Here is an 11,241-nt window from a genome sequence, read left to right as displayed (position 1 = left end):
GCGATTTTGCCAGATTAGATGAGCCAAGTTTAGAAGCTTCTTTAAAGAGCTTCATAGCAAGATTAAACTGAAGAGTTTGATCATGGCTCAGATTGAACGCTGGCGGCAGGCTTAACACATGCAAGTCGAGCGGTAACAGGAGAAGCTTGCTTCTCGCTGACGAGCGGCGGACGGGTGAGTAATACTTAGGAATCTACCTAGTAGTGGGGGATAGCACGGGGAAACTCGTATTAATACCGCATACGACCTACGGGAGAAAGGGGGCAGTTTACTGCTCTCGCTATTAGATGAGCCTAAGTCGGATTAGCTAGATGGTGGGGTAAAGGCCTACCATGGCGACGATCTGTAGCTGGTCTGAGAGGATGATCAGCCACACCGGGACTGAGACACGGCCCGGACTCCTACGGGAGGCAGCAGTGGGGAATATTGGACAATGGGGGAAACCCTGATCCAGCCATGCCGCGTGTGTGAAGAAGGCCTTTTGGTTGTAAAGCACTTTAAGCAGTGAAGAAGACTCCATGGTTAATACCCATGGACGATGACATTAGCTGCAGAATAAGCACCGGCTAACTCTGTGCCAGCAGCCGCGGTAATACAGAGGGTGCAAGCGTTAATCGGAATTACTGGGCGTAAAGGGAGCGTAGGTGGCTCTATAAGTCAGATGTGAAATCCCCGGGCTTAACCTGGGAACTGCATCTGAAACTGTAGAGCTAGAGTATGTGAGAGGAAGGTAGAATTCCAGGTGTAGCGGTGAAATGCGTAGAGATCTGGAGGAATACCGATGGCGAAGGCAGCCTTCTGGCATAATACTGACACTGAGGCTCGAAAGCGTGGGTAGCAAACAGGATTAGATACCCTGGTAGTCCACGCCGTAAACGATGTCTACTAGTCGTTGGGTCCCTTGAGGACTTAGTGACGCAGCTAACGCAATAAGTAGACCGCCTGGGGAGTACGGCCGCAAGGTTAAAACTCAAATGAATTGACGGGGGCCCGCACAAGCGGTGGAGCATGTGGTTTAATTCGATGCAACGCGAAGAACCTTACCTGGTCTTGACATATCTAGAATCCTGCAGAGATGCGGGAGTGCCTTCGGGAATTAGAATACAGGTGCTGCATGGCTGTCGTCAGCTCGTGTCGTGAGATGTTGGGTTAAGTCCCGCAACGAGCGCAACCCTTGTCCTTAGTTACCAGCGGGTTAAGCCGGGAACTCTAAGGATACTGCCAGTGACAAACTGGAGGAAGGCGGGGACGACGTCAAGTCATCATGGCCCTTACGACCAGGGCTACACACGTGCTACAATGGTAGGTACAGAGGGCAGCTACACAGCGATGTGATGCGAATCTCAAAAAGCCTATCGTAGTCCAGATTGGAGTCTGCAACTCGACTCCATGAAGTAGGAATCGCTAGTAATCGCGGATCAGAATGCCGCGGTGAATACGTTCCCGGGCCTTGTACACACCGCCCGTCACACCATGGGAGTTGATTGCACCAGAAGTGGATAGCTTAACCTTCGGGGGAGCGTTCACCACGGTGTGGTTGATGACTGGGGTGAAGTCGTAACAAGGTAGCCGTAGGGGAACCTGCGGCTGGATCACCTCCTTATAGATGGCATTCGGTCAGCAAGAATTCACAACAAGTTGTTCTTTAGTTTAAGCTTACGTTTTAACAAGCGTAATTGGGTCTGTAGCTCAGCTGGTTAGAGCACCGTGTTGATAACGCGGGGGTCAGTGGTTCAAGTCCACTTAGACCCACCATTTTATAATGGGGCCATAGCTCAGTTGGTAGAGCGCCTGCCTTGCACGCAGGAGGTCAACGGTTCGACTCCGTTTGGCTCCACCACTATAGACGAATAAGCTTTAAGTGCTAATAGTATAAATAGAAACAAGTGATTTATCTTTGAATAAAGACACGATTACTTCTTTCTGTTTTATACGGAAATCTGTGACTCGACGAGAGCATAGAGACTATTTAAAAACATAGATATGAGTCTGGGTTAGGAGGAGCGTGTTCACGCGCACCTCTTAACCTTAATCACTCACCTCTTAACGACATCAGTTGTTATCCCAGGGGTGAGTGATTAAAAAAGTAAAGAGAACTGAATCAAGCGTATAAACATAGGTGATATCGTTATCATAATTAGATCTTATGACACTTTGAAGTCAACACTTATTTATAAGTTAGACTACTTGGGGTTGTATGGTCAAGTAATGAAGCGCACATGGTGGATGCCTTGGCAGTCAGAGGCGATGAAAGACGTGACAGCCTGCGATAAGCTTCGGGGAGGCGGCAATATCCTGTGATCCGGAGATTTCTGAATGGGGAAACCCACCTACCATAAGGTAGGTATCTTGTACTTGTACAAGAAGCGAACGAGGGGAAGTGAAACATCTCAGTACCCTTAGGAATAGACATCAAATGAGATTCCCCTAGTAGCGGCGAGCGAACGGGGAGAAGCCGATTAATGCTAATGTAGAAGAACAGCGTGGGAAAGCTGACCGTAGTAGGTGATAGTCCTGTATTCGAAACATTAGCGTTAACATATTAAGTAGAGCGGGGCACGAGAAATCCTGTTTGAAGATGGGGGGACCATCCTCCAAGGCTAAATACTCCTGACTGACCGATAGTGAACCAGTACCGTGAGGGAAAGGCGAAAAGAACCCCTGTGAGGGGAGTGAAATAGAACCTGAAACCGTGTGCGTACAAGCAGTGGGAGCCTTAATTTATTAGGGTGACCGCGTACCTTTTGTATAATGGGTCAGCGACTTATATTCTGTAGCAAGGTTAACCGTTTAGGGGAGCCGTAGGGAAACCGAGTCTTAATAGGGCGTTTAGTTGCAGGGTATAGACCCGAAACCGAGTGATCTATCCATGAGCAGGTTGAAAGTGCCGTAACAGGCACCGGAGGACCGAACCCACTGTCGTTGAAAAGCCAGGGGATGACTTGTGGATAGGGGTGAAAGGCTAATCAAACTCGGTGATAGCTGGTTCTCCCCGAAAGCTATTTAGGTAGCGCCTCGGACGAACACCATTGGGGGTAGAGCACTGTTTCGGCTAGGGGGTCATACCGACTTACCAAACCGATGCAAACTCCGAATACCGATGAGTGATATCCGGGAGACACACAGTGGGTGCTAACGTCCATTGTGGAGAGGGAAACAACCCAGACCGCCAGCTAAGGCCCCAAATTCCTAGTTAAGTGGGAAACGAGGTGGGAAGGCATAGACAGCTAGGAGGTTGGCTTAGAAGCAGCCATCCTTTAAAGAAAGCGTAATAGCTCACTAGTCGAGTCGGCCCGCGCGGAAGATGTAACGGGGCTCAAACTAGGAGCCGAAGCTGCGGATTTGAATTTGTTTTCAAGTGGTAGGGGAGCGTTGTGTAAGCCTGTGAAGGTGTGTCGTAAGGCATGCTGGAGGTATCACAAGAGCGAATGCTGACGTGAGTAACGATAATGCGAGTGAAAAGCTCGCACGCCGGAAGATCAAGGGTTCCAGTCCAACGTTAATCGGGGCTGGGTGAGTCGACCCCTAAGGCGAGGCCGAAAGGCGTAGTCGATGGGAAATCGGTTAATATTCCGATACTTGTTTATAATGCGATGGAGGGACGGAGAAGGTTATGTCAGCCTGGCGTTGGTTGTCCAGGTGAAAGGATGTAGGCTTACAACTTAGGTAAATCCGGGTTGTTACATGGCTGAGATCTGATAGCAAGCTGTACTTGTACAGTGAAGTGGCAAATACCATGCTTCCAGGAAAAGCTTCTAAGCAATAGTTATAAACGAATCGTACCCTAAACCGACACAGGTGATCAGGTAGAGAATACCAAGGCGCTTGAGAGAACTCTGCTGAAGGAACTAGGCAAAATGGTACCGTAACTTCGGGAGAAGGTACGCTGCTGATGGTGATAGGACACGCTCCTTGAGCTGTTGGCAGTCGCAGATACCAGGCTGCTGCAACTGTTTATTAAAAACACAGCACTCTGCAAACACGAAAGTGGACGTATAGGGTGTGATGTCTGCCCGGTGCTGGAAGGTTAATTGATGGGGTTAGCGTAAGCGAAGCTCTTGATCGAAGCCCCAGTAAACGGCGGCCGTAACTATAACGGTCCTAAGGTAGCGAAATTCCTTGTCGGGTAAGTTCCGACCTGCACGAATGACATAATGATGGCAGCGCTGTCTCCAGCAGAGACTCAGTGAAATCGAAATCGCAGTGAAGATGCTGTGTACCCGCGGCTAGACGGAAAGACCCCGTGAACCTTTACTACAGCTTTACATTGAACTTTGACCTGACTTGTGCAGGATAGGTGGGAGGCTTTGAAGCCGAGACGCTAGTCTCGGTGGAGCCAATCTTGAAATACCACCCTGGTCATGTTGGGGTTCTAACTCAGGTATAACAATACCGAGGACAATGTATGGTGGGTAGTTTGACTGGGGCGGTCTCCTCCTAAAGAGTAACGGAGGAGTACGAAGGTGCGCTCAGACCGGTCGGAAATCGGTCGTAGAGTATAAAGGCAAAAGCGCGCTTAACTGCGAGACCCACAAGTCGAGCAGGTACGAAAGTAGGTCTTAGTGATCCGGTGGTTCTGTATGGAAGGGCCATCGCTCAACGGATAAAAGGTACTCTGGGGATAACAGGCTGATACCGCCCAAGAGTTCATATCGACGGCGGTGTTTGGCACCTCGATGTCGGCTCATCTCATCCTAGGGCTGAAGCAGGTCCTAAGGGTATGGCTGTTCGCCATTTAAAGAGGTACGCGAGCTGGGTTTAGAACGTCGTGAGACAGTTCGGTCCCTATCTACCGTGGGCGTTGGAAATTTGAGAGGATCTGCTCCTAGTACGAGAGGACCAGAGTGGACGAACCTCTGGTGTTCGGGTTGTCACGCCAGTGGCATTGCCCGGTAGCTACGTTCGGATGGGATAACCGCTGAAAGCATCTAAGCGGGAAGCCCACCTCAAGATTAGATTTCCCTAAAGAGCCGTTGAAGACTACGACGTTGATAGGCAGGGTGTGGAAGTGCAGCGATGCATGTAGCTAACCTGTACTAATTGCTCGTTTGGCTTGACCATACAACACCCAAGTGGTTTGTATGAAAGCTCTAATTAATCTATCTTGTATAAGCGAAAGCTTATAGAATAAAAGAAAGAATATTTCGATATCACCTTTAACCTTGATTCAGTTAGGTTACAAGTTGATCGACCATAAACTAAACACTTATAGTCAAACAATAAAAATAACAGACTCATATCTAACCCCCTTTGCTGACGACAATAGCATGATGGCACCACCTGATCCCTTCCCGAACTCAGAAGTGAAACATCATTGCGCCAATGGTAGTGTGGATTCGTCCATGTGAGAGTAGGTCATCGTCAGCTCTCTATTCTAAAGTAAAACCCCCTTCTGCTTATGCAGAAGGGGGTTTTCTTTGCCTGTAGTTTGAGAAAATAGGCTGGATTTCAAGTTTCTTAATAAATAATTTAGAGACTAGGATTGATTTGAACCTGTTTTTTAACGATCATTACCCTATCAGCTGATTAAATAAGCCTTATTTTAGAATAATTAAATGAACAGTTAGCTTCAAATAAGTAATTAACCCATCTAATGCCAACTCAATATAAGATCTACAGGTATTTCCAGCGTTTAAACCCAAATACATCGAATCCCTATTTCCCCCTAACCCATTGAAAACTATGCATTATTAAAAGTCTTGTCAAATAAACCTAAAAACCTCTGATAAAGCTGTTGACACCCACCTTAAACTCTATATAATACGCCCCACAGCAAAGGAAGCTAAGCAGTAAGTTAACCAACTTATTACTTAGATTACCAAGCTAAGACAAAACATAAAAAAGCTTGACAAATCAAATCATTATGATAAGATAGTCGGCTCGCTAGATAGCTTGACCTGAAAGGGTTTGAGACTAAACAGCAAGAGAATTACCCTATATATCAGTTACTGGACGACAGTGATTGAGCACTATTTAAAAGCATAACTAAAGAACAACTTGTGTGGATTTTTGCTGATTCAGAATGCTAAAAAATAAAGTTGGTTTTAACTCCTTTTCGGAGTTCATTCTAACTATAAAAATTATCATTTAAGACAGCAGAAAAACTCAAAGTTAATTCATTACGAACATAATTTTTAGCGATTTTGCCAGATTAGATGAGCCAAGTTTAGAAGCTTCTTTAAAGAGCTTCATAGCAAGATTAAACTGAAGAGTTTGATCATGGCTCAGATTGAACGCTGGCGGCAGGCTTAACACATGCAAGTCGAGCGGTAACAGGAGAAGCTTGCTTCTCGCTGACGAGCGGCGGACGGGTGAGTAATACTTAGGAATCTACCTAGTAGTGGGGGATAGCACGGGGAAACTCGTATTAATACCGCATACGACCTACGGGAGAAAGGGGGCAGTTTACTGCTCTCGCTATTAGATGAGCCTAAGTCGGATTAGCTAGATGGTGGGGTAAAGGCCTACCATGGCGACGATCTGTAGCTGGTCTGAGAGGATGATCAGCCACACCGGGACTGAGACACGGCCCGGACTCCTACGGGAGGCAGCAGTGGGGAATATTGGACAATGGGGGAAACCCTGATCCAGCCATGCCGCGTGTGTGAAGAAGGCCTTTTGGTTGTAAAGCACTTTAAGCAGTGAAGAAGACTCCATGGTTAATACCCATGGACGATGACATTAGCTGCAGAATAAGCACCGGCTAACTCTGTGCCAGCAGCCGCGGTAATACAGAGGGTGCAAGCGTTAATCGGAATTACTGGGCGTAAAGGGAGCGTAGGTGGCTCTATAAGTCAGATGTGAAATCCCCGGGCTTAACCTGGGAACTGCATCTGAAACTGTAGAGCTAGAGTATGTGAGAGGAAGGTAGAATTCCAGGTGTAGCGGTGAAATGCGTAGAGATCTGGAGGAATACCGATGGCGAAGGCAGCCTTCTGGCATAATACTGACACTGAGGCTCGAAAGCGTGGGTAGCAAACAGGATTAGATACCCTGGTAGTCCACGCCGTAAACGATGTCTACTAGTCGTTGGGTCCCTTGAGGACTTAGTGACGCAGCTAACGCAATAAGTAGACCGCCTGGGGAGTACGGCCGCAAGGTTAAAACTCAAATGAATTGACGGGGGCCCGCACAAGCGGTGGAGCATGTGGTTTAATTCGATGCAACGCGAAGAACCTTACCTGGTCTTGACATATCTAGAATCCTGCAGAGATGCGGGAGTGCCTTCGGGAATTAGAATACAGGTGCTGCATGGCTGTCGTCAGCTCGTGTCGTGAGATGTTGGGTTAAGTCCCGCAACGAGCGCAACCCTTGTCCTTAGTTACCAGCGGGTTAAGCCGGGAACTCTAAGGATACTGCCAGTGACAAACTGGAGGAAGGCGGGGACGACGTCAAGTCATCATGGCCCTTACGACCAGGGCTACACACGTGCTACAATGGTAGGTACAGAGGGCAGCTACACAGCGATGTGATGCGAATCTCAAAAAGCCTATCGTAGTCCAGATTGGAGTCTGCAACTCGACTCCATGAAGTAGGAATCGCTAGTAATCGCGGATCAGAATGCCGCGGTGAATACGTTCCCGGGCCTTGTACACACCGCCCGTCACACCATGGGAGTTGATTGCACCAGAAGTGGATAGCTTAACCTTCGGGGGAGCGTTCACCACGGTGTGGTTGATGACTGGGGTGAAGTCGTAACAAGGTAGCCGTAGGGGAACCTGCGGCTGGATCACCTCCTTATAGATGGCATTCGGTCAGCAAGAATTCACAACAAGTTGTTCTTTAGTTTAAGCTTACGTTTTAACAAGCGTAATTGGGTCTGTAGCTCAGCTGGTTAGAGCACCGTGTTGATAACGCGGGGGTCAGTGGTTCAAGTCCACTTAGACCCACCATTTTATAATGGGGCCATAGCTCAGTTGGTAGAGCGCCTGCCTTGCACGCAGGAGGTCAACGGTTCGACTCCGTTTGGCTCCACCACTATAGACGAATAAGCTTTAAGTGCTAATAGTATAAATAGAAACAAGTGATTTATCTTTGAATAAAGACACGATTACTTCTTTCTGTTTTATACGGAAATCTGTGACTCGACGAGAGCATAGAGACTATTTAAAAACATAGATATGAGTCTGGGTTAGGAGGAGCGTGTTCACGCGCACCTCTTAACCTTAATCACTCACCTCTTAACGACATCAGTTGTTATCCCAGGGGTGAGTGATTAAAAAAGTAAAGAGAACTGAATCAAGCGTATAAACATAGGTGATATCGTTATCATAATTAGATCTTATGACACTTTGAAGTCAACACTTATTTATAAGTTAGACTACTTGGGGTTGTATGGTCAAGTAATGAAGCGCACATGGTGGATGCCTTGGCAGTCAGAGGCGATGAAAGACGTGACAGCCTGCGATAAGCTTCGGGGAGGCGGCAATATCCTGTGATCCGGAGATTTCTGAATGGGGAAACCCACCTACCATAAGGTAGGTATCTTGTACTTGTACAAGAAGCGAACGAGGGGAAGTGAAACATCTCAGTACCCTTAGGAATAGACATCAAATGAGATTCCCCTAGTAGCGGCGAGCGAACGGGGAGAAGCCGATTAATGCTAATGTAGAAGAACAGCGTGGGAAAGCTGACCGTAGTAGGTGATAGTCCTGTATTCGAAACATTAGCGTTAACATATTAAGTAGAGCGGGGCACGAGAAATCCTGTTTGAAGATGGGGGGACCATCCTCCAAGGCTAAATACTCCTGACTGACCGATAGTGAACCAGTACCGTGAGGGAAAGGCGAAAAGAACCCCTGTGAGGGGAGTGAAATAGAACCTGAAACCGTGTGCGTACAAGCAGTGGGAGCCTTAATTTATTAGGGTGACCGCGTACCTTTTGTATAATGGGTCAGCGACTTATATTCTGTAGCAAGGTTAACCGTTTAGGGGAGCCGTAGGGAAACCGAGTCTTAATAGGGCGTTTAGTTGCAGGGTATAGACCCGAAACCGAGTGATCTATCCATGAGCAGGTTGAAAGTGCCGTAACAGGCACCGGAGGACCGAACCCACTGTCGTTGAAAAGCCAGGGGATGACTTGTGGATAGGGGTGAAAGGCTAATCAAACTCGGTGATAGCTGGTTCTCCCCGAAAGCTATTTAGGTAGCGCCTCGGACGAACACCATTGGGGGTAGAGCACTGTTTCGGCTAGGGGGTCATACCGACTTACCAAACCGATGCAAACTCCGAATACCGATGAGTGATATCCGGGAGACACACAGTGGGTGCTAACGTCCATTGTGGAGAGGGAAACAACCCAGACCGCCAGCTAAGGCCCCAAATTCCTAGTTAAGTGGGAAACGAGGTGGGAAGGCATAGACAGCTAGGAGGTTGGCTTAGAAGCAGCCATCCTTTAAAGAAAGCGTAATAGCTCACTAGTCGAGTCGGCCCGCGCGGAAGATGTAACGGGGCTCAAACTAGGAGCCGAAGCTGCGGATTTGAATTTGTTTTCAAGTGGTAGGGGAGCGTTGTGTAAGCCTGTGAAGGTGTGTCGTAAGGCATGCTGGAGGTATCACAAGAGCGAATGCTGACGTGAGTAACGATAATGCGAGTGAAAAGCTCGCACGCCGGAAGATCAAGGGTTCCAGTCCAACGTTAATCGGGGCTGGGTGAGTCGACCCCTAAGGCGAGGCCGAAAGGCGTAGTCGATGGGAAATCGGTTAATATTCCGATACTTGTTTATAATGCGATGGAGGGACGGAGAAGGTTATGTCAGCCTGGCGTTGGTTGTCCAGGTGAAAGGATGTAGGCTTACAACTTAGGTAAATCCGGGTTGTTACATGGCTGAGATCTGATAGCAAGCTGTACTTGTACAGTGAAGTGGCAAATACCATGCTTCCAGGAAAAGCTTCTAAGCAATAGTTATAAACGAATCGTACCCTAAACCGACACAGGTGATCAGGTAGAGAATACCAAGGCGCTTGAGAGAACTCTGCTGAAGGAACTAGGCAAAATGGTACCGTAACTTCGGGAGAAGGTACGCTGCTGATGGTGATAGGACACGCTCCTTGAGCTGTTGGCAGTCGCAGATACCAGGCTGCTGCAACTGTTTATTAAAAACACAGCACTCTGCAAACACGAAAGTGGACGTATAGGGTGTGATGTCTGCCCGGTGCTGGAAGGTTAATTGATGGGGTTAGCGTAAGCGAAGCTCTTGATCGAAGCCCCAGTAAACGGCGGCCGTAACTATAACGGTCCTAAGGTAGCGAAATTCCTTGTCGGGTAAGTTCCGACCTGCACGAATGACATAATGATGGCAGCGCTGTCTCCAGCAGAGACTCAGTGAAATCGAAATCGCAGTGAAGATGCTGTGTACCCGCGGCTAGACGGAAAGACCCCGTGAACCTTTACTACAGCTTTACATTGAACTTTGACCTGACTTGTGCAGGATAGGTGGGAGGCTTTGAAGCCGAGACGCTAGTCTCGGTGGAGCCAATCTTGAAATACCACCCTGGTCATGTTGGGGTTCTAACTCAGGTATAACAATACCGAGGACAATGTATGGTGGGTAGTTTGACTGGGGCGGTCTCCTCCTAAAGAGTAACGGAGGAGTACGAAGGTGCGCTCAGACCGGTCGGAAATCGGTCGTAGAGTATAAAGGCAAAAGCGCGCTTAACTGCGAGACCCACAAGTCGAGCAGGTACGAAAGTAGGTCTTAGTGATCCGGTGGTTCTGTATGGAAGGGCCATCGCTCAACGGATAAAAGGTACTCTGGGGATAACAGGCTGATACCGCCCAAGAGTTCATATCGACGGCGGTGTTTGGCACCTCGATGTCGGCTCATCTCATCCTAGGGCTGAAGCAGGTCCTAAGGGTATGGCTGTTCGCCATTTAAAGAGGTACGCGAGCTGGGTTTAGAACGTCGTGAGACAGTTCGGTCCCTATCTACCGTGGGCGTTGGAAATTTGAGAGGATCTGCTCCTAGTACGAGAGGACCAGAGTGGACGAACCTCTGGTGTTCGGGTTGTCACGCCAGTGGCATTGCCCGGTAGCTACGTTCGGATGGGATAACCGCTGAAAGCATCTAAGCGGGAAGCCCACCTCAAGATTAGATTTCCCTAAAGAGCCGTTGAAGACTACGACGTTGATAGGCAGGGTGTGGAAGTGCAGCGATGCATGTAGCTAACCTGTACTAATTGCTCGTTTGGCTTGACCATACAACACCCAAGTGGTTTGTATGAAAGCTCTAATTAATCTATC

The 11,241-nt window shown here is 48.2% G+C and carries 4 tRNA genes and 5 rRNA genes; all 9 read left to right on the top strand.

The window, feature by feature from the left end:
• Positions 1 to 64: 64 nt before the first annotated feature.
• The 9 genes from AK822_RS14010 (at position 65) to AK822_RS13970 (ending at position 11,198) form a co-directional block, all read left to right on the top strand.
• Positions 65 to 1,603 (top strand): 16S ribosomal RNA (locus tag AK822_RS14010).
• Between the two features lie 75 nt (positions 1,604 to 1,678).
• Positions 1,679 to 1,755, top strand: a tRNA-Ile gene (locus tag AK822_RS14005).
• A gap of 9 nt (positions 1,756 to 1,764) precedes the next feature.
• Positions 1,765 to 1,840, top strand: a tRNA-Ala gene (locus AK822_RS14000).
• A 359-nt stretch (positions 1,841 to 2,199) separates the two neighbouring features.
• Positions 2,200 to 5,061, top strand: a 23S ribosomal RNA gene (locus AK822_RS13995).
• Positions 5,062 to 5,252: 191 nt separating this feature from the next.
• Positions 5,253 to 5,367 (top strand): 5S ribosomal RNA (gene rrf, locus AK822_RS13990).
• A gap of 834 nt (positions 5,368 to 6,201) precedes the next feature.
• A 16S ribosomal RNA gene (locus AK822_RS13985) occupies positions 6,202 to 7,740 on the top strand.
• A gap of 75 nt (positions 7,741 to 7,815) precedes the next feature.
• Positions 7,816 to 7,892: transfer RNA gene (locus AK822_RS13980), tRNA-Ile, on the top strand.
• A gap of 9 nt (positions 7,893 to 7,901) precedes the next feature.
• Positions 7,902 to 7,977, top strand: a tRNA-Ala gene (locus AK822_RS13975).
• A 359-nt stretch (positions 7,978 to 8,336) separates the two neighbouring features.
• Positions 8,337 to 11,198, top strand: a 23S ribosomal RNA gene (locus AK822_RS13970).
• Together the 16S, 23S and 5S rRNA genes with 4 tRNA genes alongside form the textbook arrangement of a ribosomal RNA operon.
• Positions 11,199 to 11,241 lie beyond the last annotated feature (43 nt).

This window comes from Psychrobacter sp. P11F6, assembly GCF_001435295.1.
In the GTDB taxonomy this organism is placed as follows: Bacteria; Pseudomonadota; Gammaproteobacteria; order Pseudomonadales; family Moraxellaceae; genus Psychrobacter.
Note: the sequence above shows the minus strand (reverse complement) of the source record. Positions and strands in the feature narration are given on the sequence as shown.